Here is a 20286-nt window from a genome sequence, read left to right as displayed (position 1 = left end):
ACGACCCCGACCAGGACCGATACGGAGCACCGGACAGGGCGGGCACGTCCCCGCAGGATCCTCGGGTACGGCGTCGTGCCGCTCCTCGCACTCTCGGCCGCCCTCGGCCCCACCGCCGCGCACGCCTCGTCCGTCGCGCCCTCTCCCGAGGCGTCCGGGCCGTCGGCACCGCTCCCCGCGGCGGCGTCCGCCCTGCCGGACGCCGGCACGGCGCCCGCCACCCTCCGGACCGACGACATCGGCGCCACCGGGACGGTGACCGTCGCGGGCGGCTTCCAGTCCGCCGCCGTGACCTGGCCCGCGGACCTGGACCAGGACGTTCCGGAGCTCCAGGTGCGGGCCCGGGTCGCCGACGGGAACTGGGGTCCCTGGACGCACGTCCACAGGGCGACCGACGGACCGGACACCGGTGGCGACGCCACCGGGGACGAGTCCACGACCGTCGTCTACCTGGGCCAGTCCGACACGGTGCAGGTCGCGGCCGTCGGCACGACCGAGCCCCTCCCGGACGGGGTCCGGGTCACCACGATCTCGTCGGAACCGGCACCCTCGCCGACCGCCGACACCGCCGGAGCCGTGCCGCGCGCTCGGAGCGCCGCGGCCGCGGCAGGTCCCGTGATCATCACGCGCGAGGAGTGGGGCGCCGCGCCCGCGAGGTGCACCTGGGACGCCGCACCGACGCTCAAGGGCGGCGTCGTCCACCACACGGTGAACGCGAACGGATACTCCAGCATCGAGCAGGCGATGCAGGCCATCCGCAACGACCAGGCGTACCACCAGGACGGGAACGGCTGGTGCGACATCGGCTACAACTTCCTCGTCGACACCTGGGGGAACATCTACGAGGGCGCCGACGGCAGCATCGAGAAGGCCCTCATCGGGGCGCACACCGGCGGGTTCAACACCGGGACGGTCGGCGTCGCGATGGTCGGCACCTTCACGGACGTCACCCCGCCGGCGGCGCAGCTCGACGGCGTCGCGAAGATCATCGGCTACCGCCTCGCCCAGTACGGCGTGGACCCGGCCGGGACCGGGACGTTCACCGCGGCGAGCAAGACCGCCGGGGGCCGGTTCGAGCAGGGGCAGTCGGTCGTGCTACCCCGTGTCTTCGGCCATCGCGACACCCACCAGACCGAGTGCCCCGGGGATCTCGCGTACCGCAGGCTCGCGCACGTCCAAGAGGTCGCCTCGCAGCACTACCACCGCTTCGCCCTCCGGGCCGAACGGATCTCCGGCACCGACCGGTACGCGACGTCCGCCGCGATCTCGGCGGCGACGTTCGACCCTGGCGTCCCCGTCGCCTACGTCGCGAACGGGCTGTCCTTCCCCGACGCGCTGTCCGGAGCACCCGCAGCCGTCGCGTCCGCCGCACCCGTCCTGCTCGTCTCGCCCACCGCGGTCCCCGCGTCCGTCGCCGACGAGCTCCGGCGGCTGCGCCCGGCACGGATCGTCGCCCTCGGCGGTGGCGGCGTCGTGCCCGAGACGGTGCTGGCCCAGCTCCGGGGGCTGACGGCGGGGAGCGTGACCCGGCTCGCCGGACCCGACCGGTTCGCGACGTCCGCCGCGATCTCCCACGAGACGTTCGACCCCGGCGTGCCTGTCGCGTACGTCGCCAACGGGCTGACGTTCCCCGACGCGCTCGCCGGCGCACCCGCGGCAGGAGCCGACGGCGCACCGGTCCTCCTCGTGAGCCCCGCCGCGGTCCCCGCGACGGTCGCGACGGAGCTCGACCGCCTCCGGCCCGGACGCATCGTGATCCTGGGAGGCAAGGGCTCCGTCTCTGCCGCCGTCGAGCAGGAGCTGGGTCGGTTCACGTCGGGTGGGGTGGACCGAGCGTCCGGACCCGACCGGTACGCGACCTCCGCCGCCGTCTCACGAGCGACGTTCACCCCCGGCGTGCCGGTCGTGTACGTGGCGAACGGGCTCAACTTCCCCGACAGCCTGGCCGGCGCGCCGGCGGCCGGAGTGGGCGGTGGACCCGTGCTGCTCACCGCACCGAACGACGTCCCCGCGTCCGTCGCGGCGGAGCTCGACCGGCTGACCCCCGCCCGGGTCGTCGTCCTCGGCGGCTCCGGCGTGGTCTCCGACGCCGTCCGGGCCAGAGTCTCGGCTTACGTGGACTGACCGCCCCGGCCAGTCGACGTCCGCCTCGGCCCGGACGTCACGAAGGAGGGGATGACCATCTCGTCACCCGGCGGACGAACCGTCCCGCTCGCCGTCGTCGCGGCCGAGGCCGGGGTGTCCGTGCCGACCGTGTCGAAGGTGCTCAACGCACGGCCCGACGTCGCGGCGACGACCCGCGAGCGCGTCGCCGGGGTCTTGCGGAGCCACGGCTACACGATCCGGCCCCCCACCGCGAAGCGGACGGGGCTCGTCGACGTCCGGATCGTCGACTTCGAGGGGCCGTGGTCCGAGGCGGTCGTGCGCGGCGCGGTCGCCGAGGCGCGGCGCCTGGGCCTGGACGTCGTGCTGTCGGTGGAGCTCGACCCCGACGACTGCGGCGCGTGGGTCCGCCACGCGCTGGCGCGGGGTACGGACGGGCTCGTGAGCGTCGTCGCCGTGCCCGACGTCGAGGCGCGCGCCGCGCTCGCCGACGCCGGGGTGCCGCTCGTCGTCGTCGACCCGCGCCGTCGCCCGCCGGAGGACGTGCTCAGCGTGGGGGCCGCCAACTTCCAGGGCGCGCTCGAGGCGACGGCGCACCTGCTGGCGCTCGGGCACAGGCGCATCGCGACGATCACCGGCGTCCCGGAGCAGGACAACGCGATCGCGCGGCTCGCCGGCTACCGCGCCGCGATGATCCGGGCGGGCGTCCCCGTCGACGACGACCTCGTCTGCCTGAGCACGTACGGCGTCCCCGCGGGCTACGAGGGGACGCAGCGACTCCTCACCCTCGACGAGCCACCGACCGCGATCTTCGCGTGCAGCGACGACACGGCGCTCGGCGCGCTGCGGGCGCTGCGCGAGGCCGGACTGTCGGTGCCGGACGACGTCTCGCTCGTCGGGTTCGACGACCTCCCCGTCGCGGCGTGGACCGACCCGCCGCTCACCACAGTCCGCCAGCCGCTCGTCGAGATGGGTGCCTCGGCCGTCGGGCTCGTGCACCGCGCCCGCACCGCGAGCGGGCACACGCTGCGCACCGAGCTCGCGACGAGCCTCGTCGTCCGCGAGTCCACCGCTCCCCCGCGCTCGTGAGGCGGTCCCGGCGCGGTCGCGGGCCCTGACGCACGGTCCTGACGCACGTACCGGGCGCACGCTCGGACCACGACGGACGGGAGGGAGGCGGTCCGCGCCCCTCCCGTCATCGTGTGCCGGTCGACCGGCGAGAAGACAGCCGGTCAACCGGTCGGCCGGTCAGCCGCAGGAGACAGCCGCGTAGCGGTAGGACAGCTCCTGGGTCGTCGACCCGTCGTCGGCCGTGACCGTCACCGTCGCGGTGCCGGACGGGATCTCCGCCGTGCGCGCCGCGAACGACTGGTAGGTGCTGCGGTGCGGGGCGACGTCGTCGAACGACCGCGTCCCGTAGGGCGTGGCGAGCGTGACGTCCGCGCGTCCGTCACCCGTGCTCGTCGCCCGCACCGCGACGGCCGCCCGGTGGCCCAGGCAGCGCGCCTGGACCTGGACGTCGGCCCCGACGCCGGGCGTGAGGTCGGCCGTGGCCGAGAAGGTCTCCGCCTCCATGAGGGGGCGCAGGCGCTGCTCGAGCTCGTCGTCGACGAAGTAGTCCTTGAGGCGCGAGTCGTCGAGGACGTTGCCGATCGCGGCGACGATCATCGCCTGGTCGAGCGACAGGTAGCGCTCGGCGACCGTGCCCGACCGCACCGCGACGGAGTCGTAGAACCCGCCCGGCCCGTAGGCGCCGAGGTCGTCGGCGAGGTGGGCCAGGTTGTCGAGCACGCCGTCGGTGTCGTACGCGAGCCCGAGGAACGTCGCGTGCGGCGTCACGACGCCGTCGCCGAACTCCGGCGCGGGGTTGGTCGCCTCGCGGCAGCCCTCGATCCCGAGGTCGACGTCGGTCTCGCCGTCGGACAGGTAGCCGTCCGAGCGCAGCCCGATCGCGTCGACGCCGTACTCCGCGTACCCACCGAAGGGGTTGCTCGCGGGCGAGAAGCCCCAGGCCCCGTAGCCCGCCTCGTCGAGGCCGTGCTCCTTGTGCGCGCGTACGACGAGCGGGTGGTTGACACCCCACGACGTCGGGCCCCACTCGGCCTCGGGCACCAGCATGTCCGGCATGAGCGCCTCGAACATCGAGCCGCCCCAGCCCGGCACGACCGCGAGGTCGCGGTACCGGTACGCGCCCTCGAACACCGGGACGCCCAGGTACTCACGCGTCTCGCCGATCGGCTTCTGCTCCTGCCACGACCAGTCGCACGTGTCCGGGAAGGTCCGGTGGCTCGCGTAGTAGGCCTCCGGCGGCACCTCGCCCTCGGCGATGCCGAGGTAGGTCGCGATGCGCGTCTCGGAGACGGTCGTGTCGTAGTGGTGGCACGTGTAGTAGACGTCGGTCCCCGTGCCGAGGTAGTCGCCCGCGACCGAGCAGCCGGGCGGCTCCTCGTCCCAGAACCCGCCGCGCAGCAGCCCGACGCCCAGGTCCGGACGCGCCTCCGGGTTGTAGAACGCGCCGAAGTGCATGTCGTCGTAGATCGCGCGCGCCTCCTCGGCGAGGCTCGGTTCGGCCTCCGCGACGACGCGCAGGCCCGCGGCCAGCCAGCCGTTGTCCACCGAGCTGAGGAACTGGTGGACCGTGTTCCCGTCGTCCGGCCACGTCTCGACCCGGTCGCCGGTCGCGGGGTCGTACCAGTTGTAGAACATGCCGCTCGCGTCGTGCCGGTCGAGCGACGCGACGGTGTCGAGCGTCGTCGCGAGGCGGTCGTGCGCCTCGGCGTCGTCCACCAGGCCGAGGTCGCGCGCCACGACGGTGGACCAGAGCCAGCCGCCGATGTTCGTCGGCGACGTGTACGCGCTGCTCGACGCCGGGTCCAGGTCGCCCTCGATGTTGTCCGCGGGTAGGCCGGTCCCCTCGTCCGTCATGGCGGCCAGCGAGGTGTACGTGTCCTCCAGGTACGTCTCCAGCGTCGCGCGCTGCGCGCCGGTCAGGCCGGACGGCCCGACGCCGGGCGTCGCCTTCGCGGGGACGCTCGCCGCCGGGACGCCCTCCGCCGCGGCGGGGGCGGCCAGACCGGCCGCGAGCGCCAGCCCGCCGACGAGTCCGCCGGCGACGAGCGCGGCTCCCCGGCGGCGGGGCGGATCGCTCCGGTGGGGCGTGGTCGATGCATCCATCAGGCACTCCTTCGTGTCGTGATCCCCGAAATTTCGGGCGCACTTTCCGAACGGGGGCGCAGAGGGTAGCCCCGGTGCCGGAGCAGGTCAACGGGTCACGGCACGGGCATCGAGGCTCGCGGCCAGTGGGACGACGCACCGGGACGACGCGCGGCGGGGCGCGCGACGGCGTCGTGCCGGGGCGGTCAGAGGCGCTCGGGCGCGGCGATCCCGAGGAGGTCGAGGCCCGTCGCCAGGGTGCGGCTCGTGAGCTCGCACAGCGCGAGGCGGTTGCCGCGCGCGGCGCCCTCGGCCTTGAGGACGGGGCAGAGGTCGTAGAACCGCGTGAACGCGGTGGCGACGTCGTAGAGGTACCCGCAGAGCCGGTGCGGCTCCAGGGTCGCCGCGACGTCGCGCAGGGTCGCGTCGAACGCGTCGAGCGTCAGGACCAGGTCCTTCTCCGCGGGGTGCGCGGGTGCGGCGTCGTCGACGCCCTGTGACCCCGCCTTGCGCAGGATGGACCGCACGCGCGCGTGCGCGTACTGGAGATACACGCCCGTGTTCCCCGACGAGGCGACCATCCGGTCGACGTCGAACACGTAGTCCCGGGTCCGGGTGGTGGACAGGTCGGCGTACTTGACCGCCGCCGTCGCGGCCGCGTGCACGACGGCGTCCCGCTCGGCCGGGGTGAAGTCGTCCCCCTTCTCCCGGAGCACGGCGCGGGCGGCCGCCTCGGCGTCGTCGAGCAGGTCGGCGAGGCGGACGGTCGCGCCAGACCGGGTCTTGAACGGCTTCCCGTCCGCACCGAGGACCGTGCCGAACGGGACGTGCTCGGCGGACACCCCGTCGGGGAGCCAGCCGGTACGCCGGGCGGTGTCGAACACCATCCGGAAGTGCAGCGCCTGGCGCGCGTCCACGACGTAGAGGATGCGGTCGGCACGGTAGTGCTCGACGCGCAGGCGCAGCGTCGCGAGATCCGTCGCCGCGTAGCCGTAGCCGCCGTCCTTCTTGCGCACGATCAACGGGACCGGGTCGCCGTCGGGGTCGTTCACACCGTCGGTGAAGGTGACGACAGCGCCCTCGGACTGGACCGCGATGCCCGCGGCGAACAGCTCGGCCACGATCCCGGGGAGCGCGGCGTTGTACCGGGACTCACCGTCGAGGTCCCCGGCGTCCAGCAGGACGCCGAGGCGGTCGTAGACCCGCGCGAACGCCTCCTCCGACTCCTGGACCAGCGCACTCCAGACGGCCACCGTGGACTCGTCGCCCGCCTGGAGCGCGACGACGCGGGCGCGCGACCGGTCGGCGAAGCCGGGTTCGGCCTCGAACGCCGCGCGGGCCGCCCGGTACAGGGCGTCGAGCGCCGACATCGTCCCGACGCCCCGGCCCTGCCACGCTGCCTCGGGATGCTCGTCGAGGTACTGGATGAGCATGCCGAACTGCGTGCCCCAGTCGCCGACGTGGTTCTGCCGCACCACCTCCGCGCCCAGGTGGCCCAGCACCCGCACGAGCGCGTCGCCGATGACCGTCGACCGCAGGTGACCGACGTGCATCTCCTTGGCCACGTTCGGGCCCGAGTAGTCCACGACCACCCGCTCGCCCCGGCGCGACGCCCCGACGCCGAGCCGCGCGTCCGCGAGGCGCGCGGCCACCGCGGCCCACACCACACCGTCCGGCACCGTGACGTTGACGAAACCCGGCCCCGACACCTCGACAGGAAACGCGTCGGCCTGCCGACTGATCTGGCGGACAACCTCCGTGGCCACGTCACGCGACGGGCGACCCACCCTCGACGCGACGGCGAGCGCACCGTCCGCCTGGAAGTCCGCCCGCGCGGACCTGCGGACCACCGGGTCGGCGCCCGCCAGCTCGGCAGGAAGCGCCTCCGCCAGGGCGGCACGAACGGCCGCCTCCACCTGTGCGGAGATCGCGACGATGTCGGTCATGAGCCCCTCATCCCCAGAACGTGTCTCTGAGCGCCTCAGCCTACGAAGCCGCACCAGCGCTTTTGTGGGTGCGGCTGAGCGAGTCAGAAGACCGGCCACTTCACGCCGCCGTCGCGCGTTCCAACGGCACCGGGCGTCACGACGCGAACTGCTCAGACACATGCGTCGCAGCGGCACCGGTTCGACAGTCGTTAAAGGTGCGCAACAAATACTCGCTACATCTGCATGTCGGCGAACCGCTGATAATGGCCCTGGAACGCTACGGTGATCGTGTCGGTCGGACCATTTCTATGCTTCGCAACAATGAGGTCGGCCTCGCCCGCCCGCGGCGATTCTTTTTCGTATGCATCCTCGCGATGCAAAAGAATCACAACGTCAGCATCTTGTTCGATAGATCCACTTTCACGAAGATCGCTCATTTGTGGTTTCTTGTCCCCGCGCTGCTCCGGACCACGGTTCAGCTGTGAGATCGCGATGACCGGGACCTCGAGCTCCTTCGCGAGGAGCTTGAGCGCACGCGAAAACTCGGAGACCTCCTGCTGGCGCGACTCGACGCGCTTCCCGGAGCTCATGAGCTGGAGGTAGTCGATCACGACGAGCTTGAGGTCGTGCCGCTGCTTGAGGCGGCGGCACTTCGCCCGGATCTCCATGAGCGACATGTTGGGCGAGTCGTCGATGAACAACGGTGCCTCCGCGACCTTGCCCATCGTCGACGCGAGCTTCTGCCAGTCCTGCTCGTCCATCTTCCCGGACCGCATCCGCGTCAGCGGCACCCGTGCCTCGGCGGCAAGAAGACGCATGGTGATCTCGTTACGGCTCATCTCCAGGGAGAAGATGACGGACGCCATCTGGTGATGCACCGCGGCATGGGTCGCCACGTTGATGCCGAGCACGGAGTTGTGCGTGGGCACCATCGAGCGACCCGCCAGATACAGGTGCGAGGGATGGTCGACCTCGACGCAGCGCACCGGCACCGACTCGACCCGGCGGACGTCGACGACGAACCGTGACGTGAGCCGCGCGGTGCCCGGGCGACGACGCTCCTTGTGGACGAGGCGCTTGCGCTCCAGCCAGAAGACGTCGTCCTCGGTCGTGAAGGTGATCGTGTACGCCGTCGACGACGCCTCGGTCCGCCCCTTCACGGTCTTCGTCGACCACCCCGTGCGGTACCCGAGCGACAGGACGAGCTCACGCGTCTCGCGCGCGAGGCGCTCGCTCGTCAGGCTGATCTGAACGCTGCCCTGCGGCATGACGGTGCCGTCGGTGTCGAGCAGACCCGCCAGAAGGTCTCGACGCTGGGCCTCGCTCGCGCGCAGGTAGGACGCAGGGATGTGCTTGTTCGACAGCACACCGAGCGTCCGGAGCCGACCGCTCATGGTGCCGTTCGCGGTGTGGCACTCCTGGCACCGGCGGAAGCCCCAGCCGGGCTTGCCGCAGTCGGGGCACGTCGGTGGCGCCGGCCGCTCCATACCGCGCGAACGCGCTGCGCACACCTTTCCGCACGCCAAGAGCGTCGCCCTCTTGGGCGCGAACTCGGTGCCGCAGACGATGCACGCTCGACCCAGGGCCTCGGCCCCAGGGAGAAGCATGTTGTACGCCCGCGCACGACCCTTCGCGCTCCCCTTCGGCTGTGCGACGTACCCGAGGCCTTCGATCCGCATCGCGATCTCAGGGTCGGCCGAGGTGAACTCGGCGCGTCGGGAGCTGCCGTCGCCCAGCCAGACGCCGAGTGCGTACGGGTGGATCGGGAGGTCGGCATCCGGAAGGTCGAGCGGCGCTGCGGTGGCGATCGAGTGGTTCGCGCGCCGGTCGGCCGTCGCGGTCCGGACCGTGGCGGCGAGCTCCTCGGTCGTGCGCACGGACGACTCGGGCGTCTCGCCGGCGCGCACCGCGCGTCGCTGCGAGCGGGTCGACGTCACCCACTGGTGCTGCGCGTCCGCGACGATCACCGTGCCGTCGTCGAGCTCGACCTCGTAGCACGGGCGGTCGACCATGACCTCGGTCGCCCCGACGACGCGTGTGGGCGTCCCGTCCGCGGAGACGAGCAGGTCGCCGACCGCGACGTCGCCCATCGTCGTCCAGCCCGACGGCGTGGGAAGCGGCGTGTCGAGCGCGAGGGCCTTGCCGATGGCCGGTCGCGCCGCGACGACGATCATCTGGCCGGGGTGCAGACCGTTGGTGAGCCGGTCGAAGTCGGAGTAGCCGGTCGGGACGCCGGTCATGCCCTCGCCGCGGCCCTGCGCGGCCTCGATCTCGTCGAACGTCGGGCCGAGGATCTCCGAGAGCGGGAGGTAGTCCTCGGTCGTGCGCCGCTCGGTGACGGCGTAGACCTCGGCCTGGGCGTTGTTGACGATCTCGTCGACGTCGCCGCCGTCGGTCGCGTAGCCGAGCTGCACGATGCGCGTGCCGGCCTCGACGAGGCGCCGGAGCACGGCGCGCTCGCGCACGATGCGCGCGTAGTACCCGGCGTTGGCGGCGGTCGGGACGCCGGCCATGAGGTCGTGGATGTACGGGGCGCCGCCGATGCGCTGCAGCTCGCCGCGCTTGGTCAGCTCGGCGACGACGGTGATGGCGTCGGCGGGCTCGCCGCGGCCGTAGAGGTCGATGATCGACTCGTAGACGACCTCGTGCGCGGGGCGGTAGAAGTCGGAGCCGCGGATCTGCTCGATGACGTCGGCGATGGCGTCCTTGGACAGCAGCATGCCGCCGAGCACGCTCATCTCCGCCGCGACGTCCTGGGGTGGCGTCCGGTCGAAACCTGACGGCCCCGGTCCCCCGTAGCTCTCCTCGAGCTCCTCGATCGACATGCGCCCCTCGCTCCCCCGAGCCCGTCACGACCCGCCGAGGGCCGCGCGACCGGGACAAACCTTCGTCGTACACGTGTTCTACAGCGGGCCACCCACACGACTGTCCCGGTGACCGCGCCTCCCGCCTCCGACAGGCACGACCCCGCGACACTAGATCGCGGTCCCGCACCCCGCAAACGACCCTGTGCACGCCCGGTGGACAGGCACCCCCGAACCTGTGGACACAGTCCCCCACACTGTGCACACCCGGTGGAAAACGGTGTGGACAACCTCACGATCTCCCTGTGTACATCAGCGTGAGCGGCCCCTGACCAGCCTCGTCACTACCCTCAGGGGTGTGGATGAAAGAAAGTCCGACGACACGCCGACGACACGCCGGACACCGCCCGGCCACTCCGGCGACACCCGGACGCCACCCGACCCCGCGCCGTCGTCCACAGGTCGCCGCACCCGCTCCCGGCTCGACCGCGAGATCCTCGCGCTCGCCGTCCCCGCCCTCGGCGCGCTCGTCGCAGAGCCCCTCTTCGTGCTCGTGGACAGCGCGGTGGTCGGCCACCTCGGCACCGCCCAGCTCGCGGGACTCTCGCTCGCCTCGACGCTCCTCGTCACGCTCGTCGGGCTGTGCGTCTTCCTCGCCTACGCGACGACGGCTGCGGTCGCCCGCCGCATCGGCGCCGGGCACACGCGCGAGGCGCTCCAGTCCGGCGTCGACGGGCTGTGGCTCGCGGTCGGGCTCGGCGTCCTGCTCGCCGCCGCTCTGTGGGCGACCGCGCCCTGGGCCGTCGGCGCGATGGGCGGGACCGGCGAGGTGGCCGAGCACGCCGTCGTCTACCTGCGCTGGTCCGCCCTCGGCCTCCCCGGGATGCTCCTCGTGCTCGCGTCCACAGGCGTGCTGCGCGGCATGCAGGACACGAAGACGCCCCTGTGGGTCGCTGCGGGCGGCGCGACGTTCAACGCCGTCCTCAACGTCGTCCTCGTCTACGGCGCGGGTCTGGGGATCGCCGGTTCGGGCATCGGCACGGCCGTCGCCCAGCTCACCATGGGCGCGGTGCTCGTCGTCGTGGTCGTGCGCGGCGCACGCCGCCACGGCGCGTCCCTGCGCCCCGCCGCCGGCGGCATCTGGTCGAACGCGCGCGCGGGCGCCCCGCTCTTCGTCCGCACGCTCTCGCTGCGCCTCGCGATCCTCCTCACCGTGTTCGTCGCGACCGGGCTCGGCGAGGTCACGCTGGCCGGCTACCAGGTCGTGAACTCCGTCTGGGGCCTCGCCGCGTTCGCGCTCGACGCGCTCGCCATCGCCGCGCAGGCGCTCGTCGGGTACGGGCTCGGGGCCGACGACGTCCCGCGCGTCCGCGCCGTCCTGCGCCGCACCCTCCAATGGGGGGTCGCAGCGGGCGCGGCGATCGGCCTCGTCATGGCCGCGGGCGGCTGGTGGTTCGCGCCGCTCTTCACGTCCGACCCGGACGTGCGCGCCGCCGTCGCCGTCGGCATGGCCGTGTGCGGGCTCCTGATGCCCATGGCGGGGTGGGTGTTCGTGCTCGACGGCGTCCTCATCGGCGCCGGCGACGGTCGCTTCCTCGCCTGGGCGGGCATGCTCACGCTCGTCGTCTACGTGCCGTTCGCCCTCGCCGTCCGGCACTGGGCGCCCGACGGCGCAGCGGGCCTCGCGTGGCTGTGGCTCGCGTTCGCGGGGGTCTTCATGGCGGCCCGCGCCGTCACCACCGGCCTGCGTGCCCGCGGCAGCGCCTGGATGGTCACCGGCACGGCGTGACCAGCACGAAGGCCCGGCCCCTCCGAGGAGGGACCGGGCCTTCGAGGACTGCTCAGCAGCAGATCAGGCAGCGACGACCTTCACCGCGAGGGTCGCGGAGACCTCCGGGTGGAGGCGGACGGAGACCGTGTAGTCCCCCGTCGCCTTGATCGGCTGACCGATCTCGATCTTGCGCTTGTCGACCGACGCGCCCGCAGCGGTCACGGCGGACGCGATGTCCGCCGTCGTCACCGCACCGAAGAGGCGACCGGCAGCGCCGGCCTTCGCCTCGACGACGACCGGCTTCGACTGCAGCGAGTCGCGGATCGCCTTCGCGTCGTCGAGCGACGCGATCTCGCGAGCCTTGCGCGCCTTGCGGATCGCGGTGATCTCGGACTCGGCGCCCTTGGACCACGGCGTGGCGAGCTTGCGCGGGACGAGGAAGTTACGGGCGTACCCGTCCTTCACCTCGACGACGTCGCCGGGCTCACCGAGACCGGTGACCTCGTGGGTCAGGATCAGCTTGGCCATGAGTTCTCTCCCTTCCCGCTCAGCGAGCCGTCGACGTGTACGGCAGCAGCGCCATCTCGCGCGCGTTCTTCACCGCACGGGCGATCTGACGCTGCTCCTGGACGGAGACGCCGGTCACGCGACGCGCGCGGATCTTGCCGCGGTCGGAGATGAACTTGCGCAGCAGCGCGGTGTCCTTGTAGTCGACCGACTCGATCTTGGCCGACTTCAGCGGGTTGGACTTCTTCTTGGGCTTGCGCACCACAGGCTTCGCCATGGTGTTGCTCCTCTACAAGGTGCGATCCCCGCGCGCGGTCCGCGCCGACGAGCGGCGCGGCACCCGCGGGGACGGGTGTGTGTTCTGGGAGTGGCGGGCGATCAGAACGGGGGCTCGTCGGAGAACGAACCACCGGACGACGCGGGACCAGCCGAGGCCCACGGGTCGTCGCTCTGCTGCTGACCGCCGCCGGAGCTGAATCCGCCGCCGGAGGCACCGCCGGAGTTGGCGCCACCTCCGTAGCCGCCACCGCCGCCGAAGCCGCCGCCACCGCCACCCGAGCGCTGGGCCCGGGTGACCTTCGCGGAGGCGTAGCGCAGGGAAGGACCGATCTCGTCCACCTGCAGCTCGACGACGGTGCGCTTCTCCCCCTCGCGAGTCTCGTACGAGCGCTGGACGAGGCGGCCCTGCGCGATGACGCGCATGCCCTTCGTCAGCGACTCCGCGACGTTCTCCGCGGCCTCGCGCCAGATCGAGCAGCGCATGAACAGGGTGTCCCCGTCCTTCCACTCGTTCGACTGGCGGTCGAAGGTCCGCGGCGTCGACGCCACCGTGAAGTTGGCCACCGCCGCACCCGAGGGGGTGAAACGCAGCTCCGGGTCTCCCGTGAGGTTCCCGATCACCGTGATGACGGTGTCACCTGCCATGGCCAGCTCCTTCGTGTGTCGTCAGCATCGTCGCGTTCGTGCTCGTAACGGTCTCGCGTCGCTCATCCCATCACGCGGCGCCCACACGCGCTACGGCGTGCAGCATCCCGGTGCGGGACGGACGAACGGGGGACGCGGGGAGGATCAGCGAGCGTCCGTGCGCAGGATCTTGGTCCGCAGGACGACCTCGTTGAGGCCGAGCTGACGGTCCAGCTCCTTGGCGGTGTCGGAGGTCGACGTGAAGTCGACGACCGCGTAGATGCCCTCGGACTTCTTGTTGATGTCGTACGCCAGGCGGCGACGGCCCCAGATGTCCACCTTGTCGACGGAGCCGCCGTCGGTCTTGATGACCGACAGGTACTTGTCGAGCGACGGGGCGACGGTGCGCTCCTCGATCTCGGGGTCGAGGATGATCATCAGTTCGTACTGACGCATGCGGATAACCCACCTCCTCTGGTCTTCGCGGTCACGGTCTCTCCGTGACAGGAGGGTTCATGCATTCGTGCTGCTGCCGCCCGACGAGCGGACGGCAGCTCCCCAGGGTACCCGCTTCGCGCGGGCCCCTGGAAATCTGCGGCCGGACGGCGGATCAGCCCCCGCCGGGGTTCCCCCCGCCACCGGGGTTCCCCCCGCCACCATTGTTGCCACCACCCGGATCCTGGCCGTCGGTCGGCTCGTCGGTGGGCTCTTCGGTCGGCTGCTGGCCCGGGTCCGGCCCCTTCGAGACCACGAGGGAGATCGTCGACCCCGGCGGCACCTGGGCCATCGACGACTGGCTGAGGACGAAACCTCGCGGCTGCTGGTCGGAGAACTCCTCGGTGATCTGCACCTTGAGCCCCGCCGCCTCGAGCTGGGCGCGGGCGGCCCTGCTCTCCATCCCGACGACGCTCGGCACCGTGACGTTCTCCGGCTGCTCCGGCTCCACGGGCTCCTCGGTCGGCGTCTCCTCCGTCGGCGTCTCCGACGGGGTCTCCGTGGGGGTCTCGGTCGGCTGCGGCTTGGGGGGCGTGTACTGCAGGAACTCGCCGACCGGCAGGTTCGCCGTGGCGGCCTGCATGTACGACGTCCACGCCTCGACGGGCCACGAACCACCGGTGATCTCGGGGTTGCGCATGTCGGCCCACTTGCCGAACGGCGTGATCTGCTCCTGCTCGTTGTTCGGCCCGGTCTGGTACAGGCCGACGACGGTCGCGAGACCCGGCGTGAAGCCGGCGAACCAGGCCGACTTGTTCTCGTTCGACGTGCCGGTCTTGCCGGCCGCGGGTCGCCCGATCGCCTGGGCGGGCTCGCCCGATCCCTGCTCCACGACCTGGGACAGCGCGTACTGCGTCGCCGCCATGGTCTCGGTGCTGAACTCCGGCGTCCGGTCTTCTGCACCGGGAGCCTCGTACTTGAGGTTGCCGCGCGAGTCGACGACCTTCGCGATGATGTGCGGGGTCGCCTTCTGCCCGCCGGCCGCGATCGTCGCGTACGCGTTGGTGAGCTCGAGCGGGGTCACCGTCGCGGTGCCGAGCACGTTGGACGCGTTGGGGGCGACCTTGCCGTCCTCGATGCCCAGCCGGGTCGCGACCTCGGCCGTCTTCTCCGGGCCGGTCTCGATGTTGAGCTCGGCGTACACGGTGTTGACCGACTGGGCGGTCGCCTCGACGAGGTCGATGTTGCCCCAGCTGTGGTCGCTGAAGTTGCGGACCTTCCAGTCGCCGCCGTCGTTCGCACCGTCGAACGTCATCGGGGAGTTGCCGTCGTACCGCTCGTCGAGTGTGTGGCCGTTCTCGAGCGCCGCGACGAGCGTGAACGGCTTGAACGTCGAGCCGCCCTGGGCCGAGCCCTGGGTCGCGTCGTTGAACGGCTTGCTGAGATAGTCGGCGCCGCCGTAGAGGGCTCGGATCGAGCCGTCGTTGGGATCGATCGACACGATGGCGGCGCGGAGGTTGGGTGAGACCGGGTTGTCGTCCCCGCGGGCCTCCTGGGGCAAGGAGTCGGCGGTGGCGACGGCCGCCTGCTGCATCGCCGGGTCGATCGTCGTCGTCACCTGGTAGCCGCCCGTGAAGAGGTCCTCCTCGTCGATCCCGAGCCTGGCGAGCTCGTCGCGCGCCTCCGTGAGGAGGTAGCCCGTCGGGCCGGCGAGCTTGTCGGACTTCACGTACTCGACCGGCATCGGGAAGCCCGCGGCGATCGCCTCGTCGAACTGCGCCTTGTCGATGTGCCCGTCCTCGAGCATGTTGTCGAGCGTGCGGTCCCAGCGGTGCGTCGCCTGGGCCAGGTCGTTGGCCGGGTCCCAGTAGGTCGGGTTCGGGATGATGCCCGCGATCATCGCGGACTGCGAGACCGTGAGGTCGGCGGCGTTCACCCCGTAGTACTTCTGCGCGGCGGCCTGGATGCCGTTGGCGCCGCGGCCGAAGTAGATGGTGTTCAGGTAGTTGCCGAGGATGACTTCCTTCTTCTGCGCCTGGGTGATCTTGAGCGCGAGGATGACCTCGCGGAATTTCCCGGCGTAGTCGGTGACCGTGTCCGTGTAGTAGCGCTCGACGTACTGCTGCGTGAGCGTCGAGGCCCCCTGGCGGTCCCCACCCTGAAGGTTGTTGAGCAGCGCTCGGCCGATGCCCTTGACGTCGACCCCGGAGTTCGTCCAGAACGTGCGGTCCTCCGAGGCCACGACGGCGTTGCCCACGTAGTCGGGCAGCGTCGCGAAGTCGACGAGGGTGCGGTCCTCCGAGGCGAACGTGCCCATCTCCGTCGCGCCGTCGCCCCAGTAGACCGTCGAGGTCTGCTTGTCGACGCCGGGGAGCGAGCTCGGGACGTCGGTCGTGTACCACGCGGCGACGAGCACGCCCGCGACGAGCGCGACGCCGGTCAGCATGGTCCCGACGACGACGCGCCACGAGGGCAGCCAGCGACGGAAGCTCGTGACGTGCGAGCGCGGGTAGTTGAAGAACCGACGGCGCCCGCGGGGGGTCGTCCGTCCGTTCGTCCTCGTGGATCGCGCCACGGTCTACCTTCCTCTGGGGGGCTACGGGAAGCCGGCACCGCGTCGTCCGCGGACCTGCTCGTGGCCCGCCACGAGCGGACCGCCCGCCCGACCGAGGGTCGCCGCCTCGGGTGCGGGACGTCGTCGGGCTGGGGGTCGGCACACGCCGGACCACCCTGAACAATAGGGCGTCGCCCTGTCGGGACAAGGGCCTGCCGCAGTGACAGCGCGATCGTGCGCCATTGATTCGCCGCGGCGTCCCGCCGCCTCCGCGGGTCCTTCACATCTGTCGCGGGATGCGCGACACTCCCCGAAGATTGCACGACACATCGAGACGACCTAACCTGTCGATGTATCGACTCGATACATCGAGTCGACCATCAGCCACAGCGAGCCCGCCCGGGACCGCCGCAGGAGCGTCAGGAGGTGGGATCGTGCGCAGCAAGACGCCCGTGCTCGAGACCGCGATCCTCGGCCTCCTCAAGGAGTCGCCCCTGCACGGGTACGAGCTGCGCAAGCGGCTCAACATCATGCTCGGGTCGTTCCGCGTGCTGTCCTACGGCTCGCTGTACCCCGCCCTCAAGTCGCTGGTGGCCCGCGGGCTCATCACCGGCACGGAGCAGTCCGCGGCGCAGTCGACGCTCGCGCCCGCCCTCTCGGGCAAGCGCGCGCGGATCGTCTACGAGCTGACGGCCGAGGGCAAGGAGCACCTCCAGAGCGTGCTGGCCTCGTCGGGGCCGGCCGCGTGGGAGGACGAGAGCTTCGACGTCCGGTTCGCGTTCTTCGCGCAGACCGACGCCGAGACCCGCATCCGCATCCTCGAGGGCCGGCGCACCCGGCTCACCGAGAGGCTGGAGGCGGTCAGGGAGTCCGCGGCTCGCACCCGCGAGCGGCTCGACGAGTACACGCTCGAGCTGCAGCGCCACGGACTCGAGCAGGTCGAGCGCGAGGTGCGCTGGCTCGACGGTCTCATCACCACCGAGCGCGACCGGAGCTCCGGGCACTCCCGGAGCACCACCCGTGCGCGGACCAGCAGCACCCCGCATCCTGCGGAACCATCCGAGCAGGAGCCCGACGGCGCGAGGCGTCCCGAGGACCCTGGAACAACGAACACCAAGGAGCGAGGATGACCTCCATCCGCGTCGCCATCGTCGGCGTAGGCAACTGCGCATCGTCCCTCGTCCAGGGCGTGCACTTCTACCGTGACGCCGACCCGAGCGCCACCGTCCCGGGCCTCATGCACGTGCAGTTCGGCGACTACCACGTGTCGAGCCTGGAGTTCGTGGCGGCGTTCGACGTCGACGCGAAGAAGGTCGGCTTCGACCTCTCGGAGGCCATCAACGCCTCGGAGAACAACACGATCAAGATCGCGGACGTCCCGCCGCTCGGCGTGACCGTGCAGCGCGGCCCGACGCTCGACGGCATCGGCAAGTACTACGCGCAGACGATCGAGGAGTCGGACGCGGAGCCGGTCGACGTCGTCGCCGCGCTGCGTGAGGCGCAGGTCGACGTGCTCGTCTGCTACCTCCCCGTCGGCTCCGAGGCTGCCGCGAAGTTCTACGCGCAGGCCGCGATCGACGCGGGCGTCGCCTTCGTCAACGCCCTGCCCGTCTTCATCGCGTCCGACCCGGAGTGGGCCGCGAAGTTCGAGGAGGCCGGCGTGCCGATCGTGGGCGACGACATCAAGTCGCAGGTCGGCGCGACGATCACGCACCGCGTGCTCGCCAAGCTCTTCGAGGACCGCGGCGTCGTGCTGGACCGCACGTACCAGCTCAACGTCGGCGGCAACATGGACTTCAAGAACATGCTCGAGCGCGAGCGTCTGGAGTCCAAGAAGATCTCCAAGACGCAGGCCGTGACCTCGAACCTCGAGGGCCCGCTCGGCGGCAAGAAGGAGGACCGCAACGTCCACATCGGCCCGTCGGACTACGTCGCATGGCTCGACGACCGCAAGTGGGCGTACGTGCGCCTCGAGGGCCGCGCGTTCGGCGAGGTCCCGCTGAACCTGGAGTACAAGCTCGAGGTCTGGGACTCCCCCAACTCCGCCGGCATCATCATCGACGCCGTGCGCGCCGCGAAGATCGCGAAGGACCGCGGCGTCGGCGGCCCGATCCTCTCGGCCTCGACGTACTTCATGAAGTCCCCGCCGGTCCAGATGGAGGACACGAAGGGGCGTGCGCAGCTGGAGGCCTTCATCGCCGGTGAGGTCGAGCGCTGACGAGCGCTGACCTGGAGCGCAGTGCAGGGTGAGGGCCGAGGATCGGCGCTCTCCTGACGAGCGGTGACGCGTGAGGCCCCTGCCGTCCGGCAGGGGCCTCACGTGCGTGCGGGGTGCGTCAGACGCAGGGCCGGCCTGCGTCCCAGGCACCGTTGACGTCGGTGCCGGGCCGGGATCCGTGGGTCCACCACTGCGCGGTGTAGCTCACGCCCGCGCGGGTGACGACGGCGCCGGCGCCGTACGCGCGATCGGCGTCCCAGGCGTCGCCGCAGGCCGGTGCCTCGACGGCGGGCGCGGTGCCGGCGCCCCCGATGGCCTTCCACGGGCCGTTCGGGTTCCCGGGCTCCTGGTTGCGCGTCCACCAGGCGGCGCGGTACTCGACGCCGTCGTGGTAGACGACGTCACCCTTCGTGTAGACGCCGGTCGCGAACCAGGGCGCCGCGGCGTCGGCGGGCACGAGCGGTCCGGGCGTGGCGGTCTCGAACGTGCCCTTGAGGGTGCCGAGGAGCTCGTTGTCGTCGTCGCCGGCGAGGTCCCAGAAGTACCCGCCGCCGTAGCCGTTGGTGGCGAGGTACTCGGCCTTGGCGGTCACGGAGCGCGGCGTGTCCGCGGTCCACCACTCGCCGTCGCCGTAGAAGTAGCCCTGCCCGGCGACCTCGTCGTAGTACTCCGTGAGGCCCTTGGCCTTGATGTCGGAGTAGTAGGTGAACGGGAGGGAGCCGTTCGCCGCGGCACCGGGCGTCGGGTCGGTGACGTTCGTCCAGCCGTACCCGTACGCCGCGAGCCCGAGGACGAGCTTGTCCTTGGGCCAGCCGGCCGAGTGGTAGGCGCCGAGGACGCCGTCGGCGGCGAGGCCCCAGTTGGCGGGCTGACCCGTGGTCGGGTCGTCGTAGACGTGCAGGTTGCCCTGGTGCCCGGTGCTGGTCGTGTTCCAGGGGCCGTGGTAGTCGTAGCCCTGCACGTTGATGAAGTCGAGCGCGTCGACGAAGCGCGGGTCGAGCCAGCCGCCGTTGGTGCGCGCGGCCCAGCTGGCCGGGGCGAAGCCGGTGATCAGGTACTCCTCGCCGGTCTCGGTGCCGAGCTCGTCGAGCTCGGCACGCAGGAGCTGCGCGAACTGGACGAAGTTCTCGGCGTCCTCCTCGGGGCGCGGCGTGGGGTGCTCGCCGGTCGCGCCGGGCCACTCCCAGTCGAGGTCGACGCCGTCGAAGATGCCGGCGGCGACGCCCGCACCGCCCTTGCTGCCGTTCTCCGCGTCCTCGACGACGGGGAGGTTGCCGTGGAAGTACACGTCGAGGCAGGACTCGACGAGGCGCTGCCGGTTCTCGGGGGTGGAGACGGCGTCGGAGAAGTTGTCGGACCAGGTCCAGCCGCCGAGCGAGATGAGGATCTTGAGGCCGGGGTTGGCCTCCTTGAGCTTCTTCAGCTGGTGGAAGTTGCCCGCGAGCGCCTGGTCGGCGGAGTCCGCGACGCCGTCGACGGTCTGGGCGGCGGGCTTGAGCTGCACGTAGTCGTTGAGCGGGTCGCCCTGGAGCCCGCCGTCGACGGGGTCCTCCCGGTCGGTGATGTCGCAGACCAGGTCGGTCGTGACGTTGCCGAACGCGTAGTTGAGGTGCGTCAGGTCGGACGCCGCGCCCGTCGTCTGGAGGTCGGCGACCTGGTAGCCGTCCGCGTTGCCGGCGTCCCACGCGGGGTAGTAGCCGACGGTCTTGTAGCCGTTGGCACCGTCTCCGCCGGCGGGTGCCGGTGCGGCGTGCGCCGCACCGACGGTGCCGGCGACGAGTGCCGCGGTGGTGGCGAGGGCGAGCCCTGCGGCCGCCGTCCTGGGGGTTCGTGTCATCGAGAATGCCTCACTGCTTCTCCGGGCCCGGCCTCTGCGGCGGGTCGTGACGAAAACACAAAGGTAACCTTCC

Annotated in this window: 14 protein-coding genes; 5 read left to right on the top strand and 9 right to left on the bottom strand. The window is 71.7% G+C overall.

What is annotated here, in order from left to right; genetic code table 11:
* Positions 1-75 precede the first annotated feature (75 nt).
* Both FIC82_RS02355 and FIC82_RS02350 read left to right on the top strand, forming a co-directional pair.
* Entirely contained in the window at positions 76-2124 is a 2049-nt protein-coding gene (locus FIC82_RS02355) for a cell wall-binding repeat-containing protein (RefSeq protein WP_154797410.1), read from the top strand.
* 51 nt (positions 2125-2175) lie between these two features.
* A complete protein-coding gene (locus FIC82_RS02350; protein WP_154797409.1) occupies positions 2176-3192 on the top strand; it encodes a LacI family DNA-binding transcriptional regulator in 1017 nt (338 codons plus the stop codon).
* A gap of 159 nt (positions 3193-3351) precedes the next feature.
* Here FIC82_RS02350 and FIC82_RS02345 read toward each other — a convergent pair whose 3' ends face one another.
* The 3 genes from FIC82_RS02345 to dnaB form a co-directional block, all read right to left on the bottom strand.
* Positions 3352-5277: a glucoamylase family protein gene (locus FIC82_RS02345; protein WP_154797408.1), complete on the bottom strand. Its 1926-nt coding sequence runs from the start codon at positions 5275-5277 to the stop codon at positions 3352-3354.
* Positions 5278-5462: 185 nt separating this feature from the next.
* Positions 5463-7202, bottom strand: coding sequence for an arginine--tRNA ligase (gene argS / locus FIC82_RS02340; protein WP_154797407.1), 1740 nt, complete (start codon positions 7200-7202; stop codon positions 5463-5465).
* 215 nt (positions 7203-7417) lie between these two features.
* Positions 7418-10009 carry a replicative DNA helicase gene (gene dnaB, locus FIC82_RS02335; RefSeq protein WP_154797406.1) on the bottom strand — a complete coding sequence of 864 codons (2592 nt, stop codon included), beginning with the start codon at positions 10007-10009 and terminating at the stop codon, positions 7418-7420.
* 472 nt (positions 10010-10481) lie between these two features.
* Here dnaB and FIC82_RS02330 point away from each other — a divergent pair, with 472 nt between their 5' ends.
* Positions 10482-11777, top strand: coding sequence for an MATE family efflux transporter (locus tag FIC82_RS02330; protein ID WP_253691726.1), 1296 nt, complete (start codon positions 10482-10484; stop codon positions 11775-11777).
* Positions 11778-11840: 63 nt separating this feature from the next.
* Here the strand turns inward: FIC82_RS02330 and rplI are convergent, their stop codons facing one another.
* From rplI to FIC82_RS02305, 5 genes are all read right to left on the bottom strand, one after another.
* Entirely contained in the window at positions 11841-12287 is a 447-nt protein-coding gene (gene rplI / locus FIC82_RS02325) for a 50S ribosomal protein L9 (protein ID WP_087470405.1), read from the bottom strand.
* A 19-nt stretch (positions 12288-12306) separates the two neighbouring features.
* Positions 12307-12543 carry a 30S ribosomal protein S18 gene (gene rpsR / locus FIC82_RS02320; RefSeq protein WP_021481584.1) on the bottom strand — a complete coding sequence of 79 codons (237 nt, stop codon included), beginning with the start codon at positions 12541-12543 and terminating at the stop codon, positions 12307-12309.
* Between the two features lie 101 nt (positions 12544-12644).
* The gene (locus tag FIC82_RS02315; protein WP_154797405.1) at positions 12645-13190 is read right to left on the bottom strand and encodes a single-stranded DNA-binding protein; all 546 of its coding nucleotides are present in this window, start codon (positions 13188-13190) and stop codon (positions 12645-12647) included.
* 144 nt (positions 13191-13334) lie between these two features.
* Positions 13335-13625 (bottom strand): 30S ribosomal protein S6, encoded by a 291-nt coding sequence (gene rpsF, locus FIC82_RS02310; protein WP_009863694.1) that lies wholly within the window; start codon positions 13623-13625, stop codon positions 13335-13337.
* Positions 13626-13779: 154 nt separating this feature from the next.
* On the bottom strand, positions 13780-16179 hold the full coding sequence (locus tag FIC82_RS02305; protein ID WP_154797404.1) for a penicillin-binding protein: 2400 nt from the start codon (positions 16177-16179) through the stop codon (positions 13780-13782).
* A gap of 413 nt (positions 16180-16592) precedes the next feature.
* On the opposite strand from FIC82_RS02305, the gene FIC82_RS02300 reads away from it, so the two are divergent.
* Positions 16593-17288: a PadR family transcriptional regulator gene (locus FIC82_RS02300; RefSeq protein ID WP_168731418.1), complete on the top strand. Its 696-nt coding sequence runs from the start codon at positions 16593-16595 to the stop codon at positions 17286-17288.
* Positions 17285-18376, top strand: coding sequence for an inositol-3-phosphate synthase (locus tag FIC82_RS02295; RefSeq protein ID WP_154797402.1), 1092 nt, complete (start codon positions 17285-17287; stop codon positions 18374-18376). Before FIC82_RS02300 ends, FIC82_RS02295 begins: the two co-directional genes overlap by 4 nt.
* Positions 18377-18494: 118 nt before the next feature.
* Here FIC82_RS02295 and FIC82_RS20950 read toward each other — a convergent pair whose 3' ends face one another.
* On the bottom strand, positions 18495-20213 hold the full coding sequence (locus FIC82_RS20950; protein ID WP_154797401.1) for a glycosyl hydrolase family 18 protein: 1719 nt from the start codon (positions 20211-20213) through the stop codon (positions 18495-18497).
* Positions 20214-20286: the final 73 nt, after the last annotated feature.

Origin of the sequence: Cellulosimicrobium protaetiae (assembly GCF_009708005.2) — a bacterium.
Lineage (GTDB): Bacteria > Actinomycetota > Actinomycetes > Actinomycetales > Cellulomonadaceae > Cellulosimicrobium > Cellulosimicrobium protaetiae.
Note: the sequence above shows the minus strand (reverse complement) of the source record. Positions and strands in the feature narration are given on the sequence as shown.

Coding starts and splice junctions, on each gene's coding strand:
- FIC82_RS02350 (WP_154797409.1), top strand. CDS start 2,176: ATGACCATCTCGTCACCCGGCGGACGAACCGTCCCGCTCGCCGTCGTC.
- FIC82_RS02345 (WP_154797408.1), bottom strand. CDS start 5,277: ATGGATGCATCGACCACGCCCCACCGGAGCGATCCGCCCCGCCGCCGG.
- argS (WP_154797407.1), bottom strand. CDS start 7,202: ATGACCGACATCGTCGCGATCTCCGCACAGGTGGAGGCGGCCGTTCGT.
- dnaB (WP_154797406.1), bottom strand. CDS start 10,009: ATGTCGATCGAGGAGCTCGAGGAGAGCTACGGGGGACCGGGGCCGTCA.
- rplI (WP_087470405.1), bottom strand. CDS start 12,287: ATGGCCAAGCTGATCCTGACCCACGAGGTCACCGGTCTCGGTGAGCCC.
- rpsR (WP_021481584.1), bottom strand. CDS start 12,543: ATGGCGAAGCCTGTGGTGCGCAAGCCCAAGAAGAAGTCCAACCCGCTG.
- FIC82_RS02315 (WP_154797405.1), bottom strand. CDS start 13,190: ATGGCAGGTGACACCGTCATCACGGTGATCGGGAACCTCACGGGAGAC.
- rpsF (WP_009863694.1), bottom strand. CDS start 13,625: ATGCGTCAGTACGAACTGATGATCATCCTCGACCCCGAGATCGAGGAG.
- FIC82_RS02295 (WP_154797402.1), top strand. CDS start 17,285: ATGACCTCCATCCGCGTCGCCATCGTCGGCGTAGGCAACTGCGCATCG.
- FIC82_RS20950 (WP_154797401.1), bottom strand. CDS start 20,213: ATGACACGAACCCCCAGGACGGCGGCCGCAGGGCTCGCCCTCGCCACC.